This is a genomic window from Parafrankia sp. EUN1f (assembly GCF_000177675.1).
Taxonomy (GTDB): domain Bacteria; phylum Actinomycetota; class Actinomycetes; order Frankiales; family Frankiaceae; genus Parafrankia.
In genome coordinates this window covers 1-18,461 of the sequence record NZ_ADGX01000073.1, presented here as the reverse complement: position 1 = coordinate 18,461, position 18,461 = coordinate 1, and the positions used below count along the sequence as shown (strand labels likewise).

At 72.2% G+C, this 18,461-nt stretch carries 15 protein-coding genes; 9 read left to right on the top strand and 6 right to left on the bottom strand.

Annotation, left to right across the window (positions count from 1 at the left end; translation table 11 throughout):
• The first annotated feature begins 108 nt into the window (after window positions 1-108).
• The 5 genes from FREUN1FDRAFT_RS21375 (at window position 109) to FREUN1FDRAFT_RS21355 (ending at window position 5,426) form a co-directional block, all read left to right on the top strand.
• Window positions 109-1,098 (top strand): ACP S-malonyltransferase, encoded by a 990-nt coding sequence (locus FREUN1FDRAFT_RS21375; protein WP_006542265.1) that lies wholly within the window; start codon window positions 109-111, stop codon window positions 1,096-1,098.
• Window positions 1,095-2,033 carry a beta-ketoacyl-ACP synthase III gene (locus tag FREUN1FDRAFT_RS21370; RefSeq protein WP_006542264.1) on the top strand — a complete coding sequence of 313 codons (939 nt, stop codon included), beginning with the start codon at window positions 1,095-1,097 and terminating at the stop codon, window positions 2,031-2,033. Before FREUN1FDRAFT_RS21375 ends, FREUN1FDRAFT_RS21370 begins: the two co-directional genes overlap by 4 nt.
• A gap of 176 nt (window positions 2,034-2,209) precedes the next feature.
• Window positions 2,210-2,458, top strand: a complete 249-nt coding sequence (locus FREUN1FDRAFT_RS21365; protein WP_006542261.1) for an acyl carrier protein — start codon at window positions 2,210-2,212, stop codon at window positions 2,456-2,458.
• Window positions 2,455-3,681 carry a beta-ketoacyl-ACP synthase II gene (fabF, locus tag FREUN1FDRAFT_RS21360; protein ID WP_006542260.1) on the top strand — a complete coding sequence of 409 codons (1,227 nt, stop codon included), beginning with the start codon at window positions 2,455-2,457 and terminating at the stop codon, window positions 3,679-3,681. Before FREUN1FDRAFT_RS21365 ends, fabF begins: the two co-directional genes overlap by 4 nt.
• A 341-nt stretch (window positions 3,682-4,022) precedes the next feature.
• Complete coding sequence (locus FREUN1FDRAFT_RS21355) at window positions 4,023-5,426, top strand: acyl-CoA carboxylase subunit beta (protein ID WP_006542259.1); 1,404 nt, start codon at window positions 4,023-4,025, stop codon at window positions 5,424-5,426.
• A gap of 177 nt (window positions 5,427-5,603) precedes the next feature.
• Here the strand turns inward: FREUN1FDRAFT_RS21355 and FREUN1FDRAFT_RS21350 are convergent, their stop codons facing one another.
• On the bottom strand, window positions 5,604-6,155 hold the full coding sequence (locus FREUN1FDRAFT_RS21350; protein ID WP_006542258.1) for a DUF222 domain-containing protein: 552 nt from the start codon (window positions 6,153-6,155) through the stop codon (window positions 5,604-5,606).
• A gap of 577 nt (window positions 6,156-6,732) precedes the next feature.
• Here FREUN1FDRAFT_RS21350 and FREUN1FDRAFT_RS21345 point away from each other — a divergent pair.
• The gene (locus FREUN1FDRAFT_RS21345) at window positions 6,733-8,217 is read left to right on the top strand and encodes an MFS transporter (protein WP_006542257.1); all 1,485 of its coding nucleotides are present in this window, start codon (window positions 6,733-6,735) and stop codon (window positions 8,215-8,217) included.
• A 122-nt stretch (window positions 8,218-8,339) separates the two neighbouring features.
• Here FREUN1FDRAFT_RS21345 and FREUN1FDRAFT_RS21340 read toward each other — a convergent pair whose 3' ends face one another.
• Both FREUN1FDRAFT_RS21340 and FREUN1FDRAFT_RS21335 read right to left on the bottom strand, forming a co-directional pair.
• On the bottom strand, window positions 8,340-10,844 hold the full coding sequence (locus tag FREUN1FDRAFT_RS21340; protein WP_006542256.1) for an AAA family ATPase: 2,505 nt from the start codon (window positions 10,842-10,844) through the stop codon (window positions 8,340-8,342).
• Window positions 10,841-11,509 carry a hypothetical protein gene (locus FREUN1FDRAFT_RS21335; RefSeq protein WP_035952840.1) on the bottom strand — a complete coding sequence of 223 codons (669 nt, stop codon included), beginning with the start codon at window positions 11,507-11,509 and terminating at the stop codon, window positions 10,841-10,843. The genes FREUN1FDRAFT_RS21340 and FREUN1FDRAFT_RS21335 overlap by 4 nt, the downstream gene beginning before the upstream one ends.
• A 549-nt stretch (window positions 11,510-12,058) precedes the next feature.
• Here FREUN1FDRAFT_RS21335 and FREUN1FDRAFT_RS21330 point away from each other — a divergent pair.
• Window positions 12,059-12,490, top strand: a complete 432-nt coding sequence (locus FREUN1FDRAFT_RS21330) for a hypothetical protein (protein ID WP_035952822.1) — start codon at window positions 12,059-12,061, stop codon at window positions 12,488-12,490.
• A 58-nt stretch (window positions 12,491-12,548) separates the two neighbouring features.
• Here FREUN1FDRAFT_RS21330 and FREUN1FDRAFT_RS21325 read toward each other — a convergent pair whose 3' ends face one another.
• The 3 genes from FREUN1FDRAFT_RS21325 to moaA are packed head-to-tail and all read right to left on the bottom strand — an operon-like array spanning window position 12,549 to window position 14,632.
• Complete coding sequence (locus FREUN1FDRAFT_RS21325) at window positions 12,549-12,851, bottom strand: DUF6457 domain-containing protein (protein ID WP_006542251.1); 303 nt, start codon at window positions 12,849-12,851, stop codon at window positions 12,549-12,551.
• Between the two features lie 60 nt (window positions 12,852-12,911).
• Window positions 12,912-13,649 (bottom strand): molybdenum cofactor guanylyltransferase, encoded by a 738-nt coding sequence (locus FREUN1FDRAFT_RS21320; protein ID WP_006542249.1) that lies wholly within the window; start codon window positions 13,647-13,649, stop codon window positions 12,912-12,914.
• Window positions 13,646-14,632, bottom strand: coding sequence for a GTP 3',8-cyclase MoaA (moaA, locus tag FREUN1FDRAFT_RS21315; protein ID WP_006542248.1), 987 nt, complete (start codon window positions 14,630-14,632; stop codon window positions 13,646-13,648). Before moaA ends, FREUN1FDRAFT_RS21320 begins: the two co-directional genes overlap by 4 nt.
• Window positions 14,633-15,155: 523 nt before the next feature.
• Here moaA and ppgK point away from each other — a divergent pair.
• Both ppgK and sepH read left to right on the top strand, forming a co-directional pair.
• Entirely contained in the window at window positions 15,156-15,983 is an 828-nt protein-coding gene (gene ppgK, locus FREUN1FDRAFT_RS21310; RefSeq protein WP_006542247.1) for a polyphosphate--glucose phosphotransferase, read from the top strand.
• A 393-nt stretch (window positions 15,984-16,376) separates the two neighbouring features.
• The coding region (gene sepH / locus FREUN1FDRAFT_RS39990; protein ID WP_006542246.1) for a septation protein SepH at window positions 16,377-18,461 on the top strand (2,085 nt) is incomplete at its 3' end.

Genomic DNA, 18,461 nt, shown 5'->3' with positions numbered 1-18,461 from the left:
AACGTACCGTCAGTGCCGGCCCTTTGTAGGGCATCCACAATGAGCTGACGAGACATCGGTGACTCGTCACCAGCGACAACGACCGGCCACACGGGGTTAGGTGGATACGTGCTCGCGATCCTCGCACCGGGACAGGGTGCTCAGACGCCTGGACAGCTACGTCCATGGCTGGAGCTCGACGGCGTCGAGTCCCGGCTCCGCTGGTACTCCACCGCGGTCGGGCTGGACCTCATCGACCTCGGCTGTGAAGCAGACGCGGACACCATCAGGGACACCGCCGTCGCCCAGCCACTGATCGTCGCGAACGGCCTGCTGGCCGCCGAGCAGCTCGGCCTGCTGCCGGCATCGCCGGCCGTCGCCGCCGGCGGGCAGGCGCTGGTCGCCGGGCACAGCGTCGGCGAGATCACCGCCGCCGCGATCGCCGGGTCCCTCACCCCGGAGGCTGCCCTGCTCTTCGTCGGGCTGCGTGGCCGCGCGATGGCCGAGGCCTCGGCGCGGACGCCGACCGGCATGACCGCGCTACTCGGCGGTGACCCCGAGGAGATCGCCACCGCGGTGGAGGCGCTGGGCCTGACCGCCGCGAACCGCAACGGCGCCGGGCAGATCGTCGCCGCCGGCACCCTGGCGGATCTCACCCGGCTGGCCGACGCGCCGCCGCCCGGGGCGAAGCTGCGTCCGCTGTCGGTCGCCGGCGCGTTCCACACCCAGCACATGGCGCCCGCCCGCGACGCCCTGCGCGCCGTCGCCCCGGGAATCCAGCCCGGTACGCCGGCGCTCGGCCAGCTCTCCAACGCCGACGGCGCACTCGTCCACGACGGAGCCGACCTGGTCGCCCGGCTGGTCACCCAGGTCGCCGCGCCGGTGCGGTGGGACCTGTGCCTCGCCGCCATGCGGGAAGCCGGCGTCACCGCGGTGATCGAGCTTCCGCCCGCCGGCACGCTGGCCGGCATCGCCCGCCGTGAGCTGCGCGGAACGAAAATCGTCGCGGTGAAGACGCCGGCCGATCTCGACGCGGCCCGCGAGCTCGTCGCCGAGCACCTGCCCGCCGCCGCGGCGGTGCCCGCCCAGGCGGCCCCGCTGGTCGGGGCGAGCTCATGACCGGCGCGGGAATGCTGGGGCTCGGTACCTACCGGCCGGCCCGGCTGGTCACCAACGACGACCTCACCCGCCAGGTCGACACCTCCGACGCGTGGATCCAGACCCGGACCGGCATCGCGACGCGGCGCATCGCCGACAGCGAGGAGTCGACGGTCGTGATGGGCGCCAACGCCGCGGAGAAGGCGCTGGCCGCCGCGGGGTTGGCGGCCGCGGACATCGACGCCGTCATCGGCGCGACCTGCACCGCGCCGTCACAGATCCCGGGAACCGCGCCGCAGATCGCCGCTCGTCTCGGTGCGTCCAGCGCCGGCACCTTCGACATCAACGGCGGCTGCGCCGGTTTCTGCTACGCGGTCTCCACCGCCGCCGACATGGTGCGGGCCGGCAGTGTGCGGCACGTCCTGGTCGTCGCGACGGAAAGGCTCTCCGACTACACGGACTGGAGCGACCGCTCCACCTGCATCCTGCTGGCGGACGGCGCCGGATCGGTCGTGATCGGCCCGGCCGACGCCGACCGGATCGGCCCGGCCGTCTGGGGGCACGACGGCTCGCGGCCGGAGGCGATCCAGGTTCCCGGGCGCGGTGACAACGCCTTCCGGATGGAGGGCCCGGCGGTGTTCCGCTGGGCTATCTCGCTGGTCCCCACCCTTCGCACGGTCTGCGAACGGGCCGGAATCGCGCCCGAGGAGCTCGCCGCGATCGTGCCGCACCAGGCAAACCTGCGTATTGTCGAGGCGCTCGCCGGCGGCCTCGGCGTGCCCGACGTGCCGATCGCCCGCGATGTGGTGGACTCCGGCAACACGTCCGCAGCCAGCATCCCCCTCGCACTTGACCGGATGATGGAAGCCGGCGAGGTGGTCTCGGGAGACCCGGTACTGCTGTTCGGCTTCGGCGCCGGCCTGACCTACTGCGGGCAGGTGGTTCGATGCCCCTGAACACCATGTCCCCGGGTGCGTCGACTGCCCCCGAGCACCCGTTCCCCTGTGTCATCGCCCCCGTGACGAGGCACCGCACGCACCATCGCTGACCGGGCCGGCCCACCGCGGGCCGACCGCCAGCCACCGGCTCGACCGGTTCGCGCAAACAGCATCCCGCAACCAGGAGGAAAGCAATGTCGCAAGCGGATATCCTCGACGGCCTCGCCGCGATCCTCGAGGAAGTCGCCGGTGTCGAGCCGGCGGACGTCACCGCTGACAAGACCTTCATCGACGACCTGGACGTGGACTCGCTGTCCATGGTCGAGGTCGTGGTGGCGGCCGAGGAGAAGTTCGGCGTGAAGATTCCGGACGAGGACGTCAAGACCCTCAAGACCGTCGGTGACGCCGTCTCCTACATCCAGCGGGCGGGTGTCGCCGCGTGACACCCACCCCCAGGCAGGTCGTCGTCACCGGCCTCGGGGCAACCACTCCCCTCGGCGGCGACGTGCCGTCCACGTGGGAGGGGCTGCTCTCCGGCCGCTCCGGCGCGCGTCGCCTGACCGAGGACTGGGTCGAACAGCTCCCCGTCCAGATCGCCGCCCCGTTGGCCGTGGAGCCTCCGCTGGGGCGCGTCGAGGCGAGAACCCTCGACCGCAGCCAGCAGATGGCACTGGTGGCCGCGCGGGAGGCGTGGGCTGACGCGGGCTCGCCGGAGGTCGACTCCGAGCGGCTGGCGGTGTGCGTCGCGTCGGGGATCGGCGGCGTGCTCACTCTCCTTCACCAGCACGACGTGCTGCGGGAAAAGGGGCCGCGGCGGGTCTCCCCGCACGTCGTCCCGATGCTGATGCCGAACGGCCCGGCGAGCACGGTTGGCCTCGCGTTCGGCGCCAAGGCCGGTGTGCACGCTCCGGTCAGCGCCTGTGCCTCCGGCTCGGAGGCGATCGCGCTGGCGCTGGACATCATCCGCGCCGGGCGGGCGGACATCGTGATCGCCGGTGGCACGGAAGCGGCGATCGCCGCGCTGCCGATCGCCGGCTTCGCCCAGATGCAGGCGCTCTCCAAGCGCAACGACGCACCGGAGACCGCGTCGCGGCCGTTCGACAAGGGCCGGGACGGCTTCGTGCTCGGTGAGGGCGCGGCCGTTCTCGTGCTGGAGTCCGCGGAGCACGCCGCCGCCCGGGGAGCGCGGGTGCTCGGCACCCTCGCCGGCGCGGGTATCAGCTCGGACGCCTACCACGTGGCCGCGACGGATCCGACCGGTGCGGGTGCCGCCCGGGCGGTACGGGCAGCGCTGCGCTCGGCCTCGCTGGAGCCCACGGATGTGATCCACATCAACGCGCACGCCACGTCGACGCCGATCGGCGACGTGGCCGAGGGAGTGGGCCTGCGGCTGGCGCTGGGCGACGCCCTCGACTCGATCGCGGTGACCTCGACCAAGTCGATGACAGGTCACCTGCTCGGGGCGGCTGGCGCGCTGGAGGCCGTGGTCACGCTCCTCTCGCTGCGCGAGCGGGTCGTTCCGGCGACGCGCAACCTCGACGCGCTCGACGACGAGATCGCTCTCGACGTCGTGAGCATCGACAACCGTGAGCTCGGAACAGGCGCCGGGCTGTCGAACTCGTTCGGGTTCGGCGGGCACGACGTCTGCCTCGCCTTCACGGTGTAACAGATTCACGACGCAAGACGGATTCACGGTGTGACAGAGTTCGGCGTTTTCCCAGGCATCATGCCGGCGTACCAGCGACGGCATGATGCCTGGGAAACCCGGACACACATCTGTCACCGCGCGGTTTCACATGACAACACAGCTTTTCCGCTTACCGAGCCTTTTCCATCGTCGACTCTGAACCTGCCACGACAGCATCCGACAAACGTGAGACGGAAAAGGCTCACAGCACAGCCTCTCCGGCTCAGGCTGTAGCCGCCCTCCACAGCCCGCGGCAGCCAGGTCCATCGCTGCCATCTGCGCAGGAGCAGACTGATACCGCTCAACCTAGGAGACCTACGGTGAGTCTGTCCACCATCGATCGCACCGACCCGAGAACACCTGTCGCGCGGCTGAGCCGTTTTTTTGACCCGGATTCCCTTTCTCTGTTCGCCGCCGCCGACAGCTCGGGAGTTGTCGCCGGCCAGGGCCTTGTCGACGGAAACGAGGTCGTCGCCTTCGCGACGGACCCCACCGTCCAGGGCGGTGCGATGGGGCGGGACGGCTGCGCCCGCATCGTGCACGCGATCGAGTCGGCCGTCCGGATGCGTTGCCCCGTCATCGGGATCTGGCACTCCGGCGGCGCACGCCTCCAGGAAGGTGTGGCCTCGCTCGACGGGGTCGGCCGGGTGTTCGCGGCGACGGTCCGGGCCTCCGGTCTGGTGCCGCAGCTCTCGCTGGTGCTGGGCGCCGCGGCCGGCGGCGCGGCCTACGGCCCGGCCCTGACCGACCTGGTCATCACCGGGCCCGACGCGAAGGTGTTCGTCACCGGCCCGGACGTGGTCCGCTCGGTGACCGGCGAGCAGTGCACGGCGGACAGCCTCGGCGGGCCCGAGGTGCACTCGACCCGCAGCGGTGTGGTCCACCTAGCCTGTGACTCCGACGACGCCGCCTTCGAGAAGACCCGGGCGATCACCTCGCTGCTGGCCGACCAGGGTGCCATCGGCCACGTCCCGGAGCGCGAGCTCGGTGCGCTGCTGCCGGAGAACCCGCGCCGGGCCTACGACGTCCGCCCACTGGTGGCCGGGCTGCTCGACGACGAGGTCATCGAGCTGCACCCGAAGTGGGCCCGCAACATCGTGACGGCCCTCGGCCGCATCGGCGGGCGCACCGTCGGCGTCGTCGCGAACAACCCGCTGCGCCGCGGTGGCTGCCTCGACGCGCTGTCGGCGGAGAAGGCGTCCCGCTTCGTGCGGATGTGTGACTCCTTCGGGGTCCCGCTGGTGGTGCTCGTCGACGTTCCCGGCTACCTGCCCGGAGTGGGCCAGGAGTGGGAGGGCGTGGTCCGCCGCGGCGCGAAGCTGCTGTACGCCTTCTCCGAGTGCACCGTTCCCCGGGTCACCGTCGTGACGCGCAAGGCCTACGGCGGCGCCTACATCGCGATGAACGCCCGGTGCCTGGGCGCGACCGCCGTCTACGCCTGGCCCACCGCGCAGCTCGCGGTCATGGGAGCTGAGGCGGCCGTTGGCATCCTGCACCGCCGGCAGCTGGCCGAGGTTCCCGCGCAGCGCCGCCCGGACGTGGTGGCCGAGCTGGCCGAGGAGCACGTCCGCACGGTCGGTGGCGTCGACCGCGCCGTCGAGCTGGGTGTGGTGGACGCCGTCGTCACCCCGGGCGAGACCCGCGGCGCGGTCGCGACCGTGCTCGCCGAGGCGCTGGCCGCCGCCCGCACGGACAAGAACGTTCACGGCAACATCCCGCTGTAGCTCTGCGCTCGTCTCCGCCTCGCTGTCAGTCGCACCCGGTGTGCGGCCGACAGCGGGGCGGACGCACACCGGGTGCCGCCCCGCCCCGGCCGGTACTCCCGACTCTCGGCCGCGCCGGTAGTTGGCCGCCCAGGCTCTCGGCCGCCCCCGCCGTCGCGGGGCCGACGCAGGTCGCCTTCAGGGACCGCGGGGCGCCCCCTCCGGCGGCTCCAGGCGCTCCGCGGACGCCGAGTTCTCCGCGGACGCTGCGGGCTCCGGATGCTCGGTCTCGGTGAGACGAATCCACGTCCGCACGACGTTCCCCATCTGACGCGGGTTCATCCACAGCGCCGCGCGCGCGAAGATCGGATCCGCGTTGCGCACCAGGTCGACCCGGCCGCCCTCCGCCGCCGGCGCGATCGCCCTGACGTGCTCGAAGCTGATCGAGCCCACCCGGAACGCCTCCGCCGTCACCGGCAGGACCCGCAGCACACTCGCCACGAGCAGCGCGGCCGTCGTCGACGGGTGCACAAGCCTGCACTCCCGGCGCAGCCAGGCCGCGGCCGACCTGGTGCCGTCGCGCCGCCACAGCCCACGGCGGTCGAACTCGGCGAGCAGCCGGATCCAGCAGGCATCCGTCGCGTCGACGAGCCGCCGCATGTCGGTCACGAGCATCGCCAGCTCGCCGTCCGGCAGATTGGCTGGATCCACCGCGGCCAGGTGAGCCACCTGCTCGTCGACGTCCTTCATCGCGACCTCCTGACTCCCGCACGCCGCACGCCCGCACGCCACCGACAACGTCGTCTTCGAACGTACGTTCGATATTACCCGCCGGCGCACCCCAACACCACCCGCCTCGCCACGCACACCCGGCGCGAGACCACCACACCGGCAGCCCACCCACCCCCGCACCCCCGTCCCACCCGGCTCCGGCACCAGAAGGGGCGAGAATTTCTGTCACCGGGGACCAGGCAGCAAGATCCCGAGCTTCGGGCCGCCGCCGCCAAGCAAGATCCGAGGATCCTGGTCGCTGGGACGACCAAAATCCTCCATTCTTCGCGCGTGCGACTTCGGGTCGCCGCCGCTGCCGAGCAAGGCCTGAGGGTCGCGGTCGCCAGAACGACCGAAATCCTCAGATCTTCGAATCGCAGCGTCGGGTCGTCGATGTGAGGCCGCCAGGCCGTCGACCGTCGACCGTCGACCGTTGGCCGTCGGGTCGCCAGGTGACCGAGGGCGCCCATCCGGGCCAGAGCCGTCCGCAAAATTACTTAGCATCGCGAAATAATTTGGCGGGACGGAGGCGTTGACCGGAACGGAGGTGCACTGTATGAGACGCACGGTCACGTCGAGGGTGGTCCAGCGCGACACGGTCGGCGCACACGACACCACACGGTCACGGACCGGCACGTTCGCCGCGCTCCAGGTACCCAACTTCCGCCTCTTCCTCGGCGGTCAGGTGGTCTCACTGTGCGGCACCTGGATGCAGATGATCGCTCTCGGGTGGCTGGTCCTCTCGCTGGGCGCGTCGGGCACCGAGCTCGGCCTCGTCACCGCGGCGCAGTTCCTGCCCGTCCTGCTCTTCGGTGCCTACGGCGGCCTGATCGCCGACCGTTCGGACTCCCGCCGGCTGCTGGTCTGCACCCAGGTCTCGCTGGCCGCGCTCGCGGCCCTGCTGGGGATCCTGGATCTGACCGGCGTGGCGCGGCTGTGGATGGTCGCGGCCCTCGCGGCGGCGATCGGACTGATCACCGCGGTGGACAACCCGACCCGGCAGAGCTTCGTCCAGGAGATGGTCGGGGCTGAGCATCTACCCAACGCGGTCACGCTGAACTCGGTGACCGTGAACGCGGCCCGGGTCGTCGGTCCGGGCATCGCCGGAGTGGTGATCAGCCTGGTCGGGACCAGCGGCTGCTTCCTGCTCAACGCGGCGTCGTTCGCCGCGGTCGTCCTGGCGCTGCGCCGGATGGACGCCAGTGCGCTGGTACCCAGCAAGCCGGTGCCGCGGGCCCCCGGCCAGGTACGTTCCGGCCTCACCTATGCGATGCGGACGACCGGGCTGCGGGTCCCCCTGATCATGATGGCGGTGGTCGGCGCGCTCGCGTACGAGTTCCAGGTGGTCCTGCCGCTGGTCGCGCGCGAGACCTTCGACGGGTCGGCGGCGACCTACAGCCTGTTCACCGGCGCGATGGGCGCCGGTGCCGTGGTCGGCGGCCTGTTCGTGGCCCGGCGCCGCAGCGTCGGCATCGCCGCCCTCGCCCTTGCCTCCGGGATGTTCGGCGTGGTGCTCCTTCTCGCTGCGGCGGCTCCGACGCTGGCTCTGGAGGTCGTCGCGCTGGTCCTGGTCGGTGCGGCCAGCGTCGCCTTCATCGCGACCGGCAACGCGACCGTGCAGCTGTCGTCCGCGCCCGAGATGCGCGGCCGGGTGATGGCGCTGTGGTCCGTCGCGTTCCTGGGCTCGACGCCGGTCGGTGGACCGATCGCGGGCTGGGTGGCCCAGACCTTCGGTGCCCGTGCCGGGCTGGTGTTGGCCGGCGCCGCCGCCGTCGCCGGAGCGTTCTATGCCCTGGCCTCGCTGCGCAAGGCCGCCGACCGCACGAGGCCGGCGTTCACGGTGACGCCGGAGCGGGCCCAGACATGCCAGGTTGTGCCTGCCGGCTCCGCCACGAAGGACCCGGACGTCCCGGATGAGTCGGATGAGTCGGATGAGTCGGCGGTGAGGCTGTCCCTGGGTGTGGGGAGCGCCGGGCGTCCCGGTCCGGCCGGGCATGTCTCGGGAGCGGGCCGCTCCGTCACCGCCCTGCGGGACGTCTGACGACCGGCAGAGCTGACGACCGGCAGGGCTCACAGCGCTGACGGCTCACAGCGCTGATGGCTCACGGCGCTGACGGCCGACCTGTGGGCCGGTACCCGGGTCAGCCGTCCCGCGCCGTCAGCTCAGTTCTCGGAGGGCGACGGCATCTCCGGCAGCACCTGCGGCGCGGGCTGCCGCGCCTCACGGGCCGCCGCCTTGCCGAGCCCGGGCAGCTCCCGCGGAAGGTCCCGCTGCTGCGGGCCGCGGTGTGCCAGCGCGGCCGTGCGGTGGTAGTCCTCCACCAGGACCAGGAAGCCGGGGTCGAGGTAGCTGCTGCCGTCGATGGTCGGCCCGACCACCCCTTCCATGATCGCCTCGATGTCCTCCCCGCTGACCGTCTTGTACTTCTCCAGGGCATGGGTCATGGCCAGCACCTCACGCCGGTTCGCGGCGAGCACGGCCTCGGTGCGTTCGTAGAGCTCGCGCAGCTTGGTCTCGACCTGCTCGCCGAAGGGCCGGTCGACATCGATGGACGCCTGCCCCAGCTGACTCTCGATCATGACTGACCGGGAGGCCAGCGTCTCGCCCATCGCCGACGCGGAGATGTGGCCGGAGACGAGCAGCGTGGCGGTACGCAGGTCACCACCCACGCCGACGGTGTTGTCGCCGTCGAAGAACATGCGCTCGCCCACGAGGGAGGCCAGCGAGACCATCACCTGGGTCTCCATCTCCGACTTCCACATGAACATGCGGTCCTCGACCGCGACGTGCGCGACGAAGCCGCCGACGCCGCCGCGCCGCTCGATGGTCGCCAGGTCGATCACCCGGCCACGCTGGGTCCGGTAGGCGACCACCGCGTGGCAGGCCTCGTGCAGGGCGATGCTGTGCCGCTCACGCGCGATGTGCTCGTGGTCGTCGGCGAGGCCGTACTCCTTGATCACCCGGGCGCGGAGCATGTCCTGCCAGGTGATGACCTCCCGACCATCCTTGATGGCCTGCACGAGGGCCTCGTTGACCGTGTCCTTGATGGTGGCCCCGGTCGCCTCCGGGCTCATGATCGCCAGACGCTCGATCTGCTCGGGCGTCAGCTCGTGGCTCACCTTGGCCAGGTACCCCTCGAAGGTCCGGATGCGGCCTTCCTTGCTGGGGTAGCCGACCTTGTAGATGCGGTCGATACGACCGGGACGCAGCAGCGCCTCGTCCAGCGACTGGGGCATGTTCGTCGCCATCATGACCAGGATGCGGTATTTCGGCGGTGGCTTCGGGCGCATTCCGAGCGTGCGCCGGACGACCCGGTTGAGGAATCCGCGGGGCTTCTTCAGCCCGGACATCTCGGTCAGCAGTGCCTGCAGGGTTCCGTCGAAGTTCCCGCCGCCGCCACCCATTCCACCCATCACGAAGTTGTGCCGCTCGGTGTGGTCACGGGCGATTCGGGCCTGCGCCGAGGGGTCCAGATAGGAGAATCCGTTGCAGGCGTCGGGCGAGTGCGGGCCCACGGGCACCCCGAACGCGCTGTGCGCGGCGGAAAACGTGCCCGGCCCACCGGAGAAGACCCCGTTCCCGCGGGCGGAGGCCCCGGCGGCACCGCCGAGCTTTCCGCCGAACCCGGTGGCGAGCTGGCCTCGGTTACCAAGGGTGTCGGCCTCGTCGAAGAAGACGATCACTCCGCCGTAACGCAGCGAAAGCTTGCGGAGCCGCCGAAACAGCGACTTCACCTTCAGAATGCCGACGCCGACGAACATCGCGGAGAAGGCGCCCGGATCGACGAAGACGTAGGGTTTGCCGGTCTCGCCGGCGACCGCCTCGGCGATCAGCGTCTTCCCCGTCCCGGGCGGGCCCCACAGGAGAATGCCGCCCGGGACGTAGCCGCCCCGGTCCTCGATCTCCTCGGGGCGCTCCAGGTAGAAGACGTTCTCCCGGACCCGGCTGACCACGTGGTCCTGGCCCCAGACGTCCGAGAAGCGGGTCTTGATGTCCTCCGGGAAGTAGACCTCGACGCCGCCCTTGGACAGGAACCAGAAGATCGCGACGAACTGGCCGACCACGACGAGCATCAGCAGCACGAGCTGCAGCACGTAGGGGATCGCGTCCCACGCGGCGCCGGGCAGGCCGACCATGGCCTCGAACACGGACTGGTCGACGACCCGCGCGTAGACGAAGAGGAAGAGCGCGAAGGTCGCCACGATCTTCAGTGCACGGCTGACCCGGTACCTGTTCCAGTCGTTCAGGCGCATCAGCCGGCGCTCGGCACGACCGAAGACCTTGTCCGTCCAGAACAGGTAGTAGGCGGACGATCTTTCACCGAGGAAGATGTGGACCTGGTGGACGATCTCCAGACCGAGCAGCGCCAGGATCCACCAGCTGGACTCCGCCTGGATGCGGAACGCGTCGCCCCAGGTCATCAGCGGGTTGCCGGAGACATCCGCCGCCACCACGAACATGAACAGCGCTCCGAGCAGGAGCAGGAACTTCGCCCTGTCCCAGAACGCCGCCGGGCGGCGACGCAGCCCGGTACCGGCCGGCGAGCCTCCATCGGGCTCCGACTGATCCGGCCTGTTCGGCTGCACCGGCAGCTTCGGCTGCTTCGGCTCGGTCGCACTGCCGGTGGCGGAGGATTCTGTGCCTCGCGCCCGGTCGCCTGTGCTCATGCCTTCTGCCCTCGGTCCGTCGGCTTGATCGTGAACGAGCCCGTCACCTCGCTGATCTGCACGCCGTGCTGGGCGTAGCACAACGCCGAACAGGCCAGGACGAGCTGGTAGAGCACGGTCTGGTTCTGGTCCAGCAGGCTCGTCTGGTCGATGGTCACCAGACCGGCCGCGGTCGCGACCTGGTAGATCAGATGCACGCCGTGGACGCCGGAGTCCCGCGAGACCGACTCGTCCCGCAGCAGAAGGAAACTCGGCGCGAGCCGCGCGCCGTAGGGGTCGCGGCGCACCGCCTCCTCCTGCGCCGCGACGGCGTCGTCAACGGTCACGACGAAGTTGCGCAGGTCATTGGTGGAGACCGAACGGGCCTCCTCCGGGAGGAGATGACGAACCTGGACGAAACCCTTCGGCAACGCGGCATCCGGAACGAACAGACTCGTCTCGTCGAACTTCTCCGACGCGTCGAGCCCGACCACCCACTCCCTCGACATGAGGGTTCGCAGCATCTCCGGGCTCACATTGCGGGCATCGATTCCGAACAGCGCGGGGCCAGGCATCTCCTGATGCGTCCAGCCAGCCGGCACTTTCAGGAACGCGCCGTCTTTTTTGTTCGTCACATACTGGTAACTAGGCGAACCACATCCGGCCGCTCCGGCCAGCAGCGCCACCACCGCGGCGATGACCAGGACGGGGCCTGACCTCAGGCGCGGCCGCGGCCCGCGTCTCGGCCGGGCTGGTGGCAGTGGCCGCGGCAGGTGGCCACGACTTTTAACCTCCACGGCGATCCTCCAGCCTCGCGAGGTCGATCCCATGGTGCGGCACCGGGCCATGGATCCACATTTCCCATGACAAGTGTGACTCGTTCCGGCACAACATCACCTGGATTTCGCCGGAAAGGGTCATTGCGGATACCCTCCGCTGTCGCGGCCGACTCCTCCGTTCGCGGGCCCCGCCGGGTTCCACCCTGCGGTCCCCTCCCCGGGGGCGCCACTCGGTAACTACCCACAGTGACCACCACGGTCGACCCATCGCCGACAGGCCCACGGCAGCACTGGCACAGGCCCATGGCAGCACTGCCAACAGCGCCGCCGACAGCACTGCCGACGGCCCCGCCGACAGTCACCGACAGCTACCGGCGCCCGGCGGGGCATACCGCCATGCGACGAACAGCCACCCATGTTCCGGACAGTTGCGGCCCAGGGGGCACACTGTTGGGTATGGCCCATTACCGGCGTGGCCGCAAAGTGCCCGCGTTGCCCCCGGTGCGCAGGCACATCGTCGGCGGGCTGACCGTCGTCACCGTCTTCGTCATGGTCGGCCTGGCGGCGTGGCAGCCGATCGCGGCGCTCCCCGCGCTCGGGGTGATCGCGGTCCTGGGCATCGTCGATTTCGTGCTGGTCACGACCTCACCGGCGGCGCAGAGCCTGCCGTCGGGGCCGCTGAGCGGCAAGGAGCTCGACTGGGAGTCCGGGCTGATCGAAGCCGCCCCCGGGCTCGTCGACGCGCCTACCCAGATGCTGCCGCGGCTGGCGTTCCGCTACGCCCCGGGGCCCGACGACGCCCCCGAACCCGCGGCCGAGGACGTCCACACCATGGCCATCGACATGCGGGGCTACCTGGACGAGACCGGCGCGATACGCATGCGCTGACCGCGGCACGGCCGACGGTCACGGCACGCCGGCCGCCCAGAGCCCGACACGCGCGCCGTCACGGCTCGCCGTCTCCAGCACCATCGCCGGACGGCAGCAGCGCCAGCACCGTGTCGACGGCGGCCCGGACAGCGGACGAGTCGCCGCCGGCCCGCCCGGCCGCCAGCCCCACCAGGAACGCGGTCAGCGGAGCCGCCGGCCGGGCGACACCGTGCGCCACATCGCGGGTGAGGTCGAGAACGAGCGCGGCGTCGACGCTGTCGGGCGCGAGCCCGAGCACGGAGACCACCCGGGCCGTCCACTCGTCCAGAACGGCCTCGATCCCGCCGTCGTCCGGCCGGTTCGTGTTCGTGCTCGCCATCAGCCACCTCACCTGTCCGACACCGCGGTCGCCCGCCGCCCACCGCCCACCGCCTGCCTCCTACCGCTCGCCCGCGGCCGGCGCCTGCTCGGGGAACGGTCCCGGTCCCGGCTCCGAGACCGGGACCGGGACGGGGCTGACGGCCCAGGCCCTGGCGACGGCGAGGGCAGCCGGATCATCGCAGTCCAGGCAGACGCGCTCGGTCGCGGCGACGGTGCGCACCGACTGGCCCGCGAGCAACGACCGCACCGATCGGCCGGCCGGGTCGATCGGCAGCGCGGCTCGTAGCGTGACGGTGCGCCAGGCGGCGGCGAGGTACTGCGGCCGCTGGGCCGGGTCACTCAGCAGCGCCACCTGCGGGCCGCCGGGGCCGGTCGCCACCGCGTCCAGCAGGCCGTGAACCTCCGGGGCGCCGAGGAACGGCAGGTCCACGGCCAGCACGACGACCCGGGTGGCCGCCACGAGCCGCAGGCCGGCGGCGATCGCGGCGACCGGACCGCCACCCGGCGGGTCCTCACGGGCCCACCGGACCGGACGCGCGCCCGGTACCGGGGAGCGCTGCGGCCCGACGACCACAACCGTGCGGGCCGCCGCCACGGCGTCGAGCACCCGGTCCAGCAGACGGGCTCCGCCGACGCGCAGCACCGCCTTGTCGTCACCCATCCGCCGGGCCGCTCCGCCCGCCAGCACGAGCGCGTCCCATGGCTCGGCGTCGCCCTGAGCGCCCTGGAATCCCTGAACTCCGAGGGCTTCCTGGAATCCGGGGTCTCCGAGGGCTCCCGGGGCGAGCACGGTCATCCGCCGATCGCCGACATCGGCCGCTCCGGCTGGCGGAAGCCGGGGGCGTCGATGCCGTGGCCGGCATGCTTGCCCCAGACCGCGCGCCGCCACCGCTCCGCCAGGTCCTCGTCGTCGGCGCCCGCGCGCATCGGCCCGCGCAGATCGGACTCCTCCCGCGCGAACAGGCAGTTGCGCACCTGACCGTCGGCGGTGAGCCGAACCCGGTCGCAGGCGGCGCAGAACGGCGCCGACACCGAGCCGATCACGCCGACGGTGCCAGGGCCACCATCGACGCTGAACCGCTCGGCCGGCGCACTGCCCCGCCCGGGGACCGGCTCCAGGGAGAACTCCGCCCGCAGCAGCTCCATGATCTCGCCGGCCGTGACCATCTCCGTGCGGCGCCAGCCGTGCTGTGCGTCGAGCGGCATCTGCTCGATGAACCTCAGCTCGTATCCCAGCCGCAGGCTCCAGCGCAGCAGGTCGGCGGCCTCGTCGTCGTTCAGGCCACGGACCAGCACCGCGTTGACCTTGACGGGAGTCAGACCGGCCTCGGCCGCCGCGGCCAGGCCAGCCAGGACGTCGTCCAACCGGTCACGGCGGGTCATCCGGGCGAAGCGGTCTGAATGCAGGGTGTCCAGGGAGACGTTGACCCGGTCGAGGCCGGCGGCGGCGAGGTCGGCAGCCAGGCCACCGAGCCGCAGGCCGTTCGTCGTGAGCGAGATCTCGGGCCGGGGCGACAACGCCGACATCCGCTCGACCAGGCGCACCAGGCCGGGGCGCAGCGTGGGTTCGCCGCCGGTCAGCCGGATCTCCGTGACGCCCAGGCGGGTGACCGCGATCCCGACCAGCCGCAGCACCTCGTCGTCGGTCAGCACCTCGGCGCTCGGCAGCCAGTCGAGGCCTTCGGCGGGCATGCAGTAGGCGCAACGGAGATTGCACCTGTCGGTCAGCGACACCCGCAGGTCAGTCGCGACTCGCCCGTAGGAATCGGTTAGCCGCATTTGGCCAGAGTAGGTCGGCCTTGGACCCGGCACACGCGTTGGCCCGCCACCAGCCGCGGACCGCCCGCCGAACAGCCCGCCGAACCGCCCGCGGGGCGCGACGACGCAGCGCAAGGTACCAGGCGCGGCGCAGGGTACCGACCGGCGCGAGCTGACCGCGCCACATATGAACGACCGTCACCGCCGAAAGCGCCCGTCGCCGCCACGACGCCCCGCCGGCCTGCGAAACTACAACAGGTGCCAGCAGGCCGGCCCGCTACAGGACCGGCCCGGTACCGGGCGGCCTCCGCGCCCGAGGCCCGGCCGGATCAGCGCCGACCTCCAGCGGAGGACACACAGAGCGACAGGCCGGACGCACGACGACACAACGACATCGCGAGACACGGTACGTCGACCTGACATACCGCGACGGGACGTACGTACGACGGACCACGAACGGCCTGCGGCGCCCCGGCGCACCGCGGGGCGCGCTGAAGCGGAACACTGCGGAACACTGCGGAGCACGACGGAGAGGACGGGGTAGATGCGGGTCTTCGGGGTCGACATCGGCGGAACCGGCATCAAGGGCGCCCCGGTTGACATCGAGGACGGAACGCTCGCCGCGCCCCGTTTCCGGATTCCCACGCCCCGTCCGGCGGACCCGGAGTCGGTGGCCCGGACCGTCGCCCAGGTGGTCGAGCACTTCGACTGGTCGGGCCCGGTCGGCGCGACCTTCCCCGCCGTGATCAAGTCCGGGGTCGCGCGCACCGCGGCGAACGTCGATCCAAGCTGGGTGGACACCGATGTGTCCGCGACGTTGTCCACCGCGCTCGGCTCGGCTCTGGGCGGTACCGAGGTCTCCGTCGTCAACGACGCCGATGCCGCCGGAGTCGCCGAGATGGCCTTCGGCGCCGGGCGCGACACGTCCGGTCTCGTCGTCATGACGACCTTCGGCACCGGCATCGGCACGGCGCTGTTCCTCCACGGGCAGCTGGTCCCCAACACCGAGCTGGGGCATCTGGAGATCCACGGCCACGACGCGGAGACGAAGGCCTCCGAGGCGGCCCGGGAGCGCGAGGACCTCTCCTGGGACAAGTGGGCCAAGCGCGTGAACCGGTATCTGGCCACGGTCGAGGCCCTGCTCTGGCCCGATCTGATCATCATCGGCGGCGGTGCGAGCAAGAAGGCCGACAAGTTCTTCGATCATCTCCAGCTGCGGACGAAGGTCGTCCCCGCGCAGCTCCAGAACGATGCGGGGATCATCGGCGCCGCCCTCGTCGCCGTCGGTGACCAGACCCGCCCGCGGCCGGTGCCACGACCGGCCCGCCGCCGCGGCCCGGCGACCAGACCCCCCGGGGGCCGGCGCCCCTGAGGCGGGCGACGCCCCTGGCGAACAACGAATCCGGCACCGAAGCCGGCGTCGATGCCGACACCACCCGAACGGGCCATCCGGAACGGGTGGCACCCCGGGCGGTGATTCGTCACACCGGCCTCGCCGGCAAGCCCCCGACGTGTCCAGAACCTTCGGCGAGAGTCAGACTGTGCGTGTCGTCCGCCGCAATGCGACTGTCTGGCGCCATCAATGGCAGGCTGTCACCTACCGGGACGCATGGCGGCGAGGCGGTTGCGCGCGCACTCCGTGCTCCGGTGCGCCCTCAGGGTGTCCAGCGGGGCACACCGGTGTTCGGCCCCGTGCGGGCGCCGCGGCACGGTGTGTGCGCCGCGGCGGCCCCACGGCAGGAGATCGACGGGAGGAGAAAGCGCCATGCGCGAGCTGCGGGCTGTCGCACTCAGCGAGGACGGCGGCTACCTCGTACTCGCCGACGCTGCCGGGCGCGGCGGCGCGGAACAGTTCCGGGTCGCCGTCGATGATCGGCTACGGGCCGCCCTGCGCGGGGCCCGACGTAGTGAAGTACGCGCGGAAAGCGCGCTGACCCCCCGCGAGATCCAGGCGCGGCTGCGAGCCGGTGAGACCGCGGCGGACGTCGCGCGCGCCGCCGGCATCCCGGTCGAGCGGGTCGAGCGGTACGAGGGTCCCGTGCTCGCCGAGCGCGCCCGAGTGGTCCAGGAGGCCCGGGCGGCGTTGTTGCCCAAGGATCCCGGCGGGATCCCCGGGCGCCCGCTCGGTGAGGTCGTCGACTCACGCCTGCTCAGCGTCCAGGACGACCCGGAGACCGCCCAGTGGGACGCCTGGCGCCGCGTGGACGGGATCTGGCTGGTTCAGCTCACCTCCGACAGTCGCTGCGCCCGCTGGACATGGGACCCGGTGGTCCGTCGCGTGCGCCCGCACGACGACGCCGCCCGCGCGCTGGTCGCCCCCGAGTCCGCCGAGCTCCCGCCGGCGCAGCCGCCCACACAGCCACCGGCACGCGCCGGCGGACCCGCGCTCACACTCGTGCATGACCAGGGGGCCGCAGCGGCCCACCCGGGCGCGATGGGCGCTGCCGCGGGCTACAGCCAGCCGTCGTCGCATCCCGCCACGCCGGCGGCCTTCCCGTCCGCGGCGGTGGCGAACGCGACTGGCTATCCGCCGGGCGGCTCCTCCGCCGGGTACGGATCCACCACGGACGAGGCCGGCTACCAGCCCGCCGACCACTACTCACCGCAGCCTGACGGCGACGGATTCACCCCTGCCGGGCACGGGCCGGCCACGGCCAGCGCATCCGTCCCGGCCGCCACCGCCGGCCGGCAGGCCAACGGCTACGAGCGGGCCGGCCACGCCCCGGCCGCGCCCGGTCGGCCGGGGCCCGAGGCCGGGTACGGCAAGGACGCCAACGGCTACGAGGCCAACGGCTACGGCACCGGCCGGTACGACACCGCCGGCAACGAGGCCCGTGGGTACGGCACCAGCCATGATGCCGACGGCGACGCGGACGGATACCGGCCCACCGGCTATGCGCCCGACCGCGGCGGCAACTCCGGCCACGGCGCCCCCCATTCCAGGTCGCCCGAGCACACCGGGCCGACCCGGATCGGCGCTGGCCGCAACGGCGGGCCGCGCCCCACCGCGGAAACCGGCGCGGTGCCGGAACGGCGCGTCCCCTCCGATGGGTCCAGGAGGGAACGCGCCGCCGGCAGATACCTCGCCGGCACCGGCCCCGCTGCCAACGCCTCCGACGACTTCTCGGCCCCAGCCGGAACCCCCACCGCACCTCCCGCGCCGAGCCGCCCAGCGCCCACCGCGCGCCGTGCGGCCGCCACCCCGTGGCCCGGAGGCCCCGGCGGGCTGCCCGGTGTTCCCGGCCGGCAGGCAGCAGGCCGGCGCGCGGTGCCACCGACGAGCAGATTCGGATCCCGCGACCGCGCGGTTGCGCCGCCTGACGAGGTGTCGCCGGTCGAACACCACGCTCCTGCCGACCACCACAGTGATGCCGACCACAGCGTGCCCACCGGCCACGATGCTCCGGTCAGCGACCGGGCCGGCACCGCCGATCCCGCCCGGATCACGCCGCACCGGCCCGCGCAGGTCCGTGAGCCGGCGGAGGCGGTCGGCGACGAGGATGCGCAGAGCTGGGCCGAGCCGGACGACAGCCAGGGATTCGGCAACGACGTCGCCGCCGACGAACAGTTCGAGAACGAACGGCTCGGATTCGAGGACGAGCGGCTCGACCGCGACGGTTTCGAGGGCGGCGGCTTCGACGGCACAGCGGCGGCATTCGACGCCGACCTCGCGGCCGAGGCCGTCTCGGACGGCGAGGCCGTCCCGGCCCGGGAGCCGGCCAGCGAGCCGCCGCACGCGGGCCTGCCAGGCCAACCGGCGGCCGCTTCCGCAGCCGCAGCCGCAGCCGCAGCCGCAGCCGCAGCCGCAAGCATGGCTGCCGCGGCGGACGAGCCGGCAGCGCCGCGACGC

What these genes read in the sequence shown, in the direction of transcription:
- moaA (WP_006542248.1), bottom strand. Translation starts at nt 14,632, where the DNA reads ATGCGGCTAACCGATTCCTACGGGCGAGTCGCGACTGACCTGCGGGTG.
- FREUN1FDRAFT_RS21370 (WP_006542264.1), top strand. Translation starts at nt 1,095, where the DNA reads ATGACCGGCGCGGGAATGCTGGGGCTCGGTACCTACCGGCCGGCCCGG.
- FREUN1FDRAFT_RS21330 (WP_035952822.1), top strand. Translation starts at nt 12,059, where the DNA reads ATGGCCCATTACCGGCGTGGCCGCAAAGTGCCCGCGTTGCCCCCGGTG.
- FREUN1FDRAFT_RS21340 (WP_006542256.1), bottom strand. Translation starts at nt 10,844, where the DNA reads ATGAGCACAGGCGACCGGGCGCGAGGCACAGAATCCTCCGCCACCGGC.
- FREUN1FDRAFT_RS21345 (WP_006542257.1), top strand. Translation starts at nt 6,733, where the DNA reads ATGAGACGCACGGTCACGTCGAGGGTGGTCCAGCGCGACACGGTCGGC.
- FREUN1FDRAFT_RS21320 (WP_006542249.1), bottom strand. Translation starts at nt 13,649, where the DNA reads ATGACCGTGCTCGCCCCGGGAGCCCTCGGAGACCCCGGATTCCAGGAA.
- FREUN1FDRAFT_RS21350 (WP_006542258.1), bottom strand. Translation starts at nt 6,155, where the DNA reads ATGAAGGACGTCGACGAGCAGGTGGCTCACCTGGCCGCGGTGGATCCA.
- FREUN1FDRAFT_RS21325 (WP_006542251.1), bottom strand. Translation starts at nt 12,851, where the DNA reads ATGGCGAGCACGAACACGAACCGGCCGGACGACGGCGGGATCGAGGCC.
- FREUN1FDRAFT_RS21365 (WP_006542261.1), top strand. Translation starts at nt 2,210, where the DNA reads ATGTCGCAAGCGGATATCCTCGACGGCCTCGCCGCGATCCTCGAGGAA.
- ppgK (WP_006542247.1), top strand. Translation starts at nt 15,156, where the DNA reads ATGCGGGTCTTCGGGGTCGACATCGGCGGAACCGGCATCAAGGGCGCC.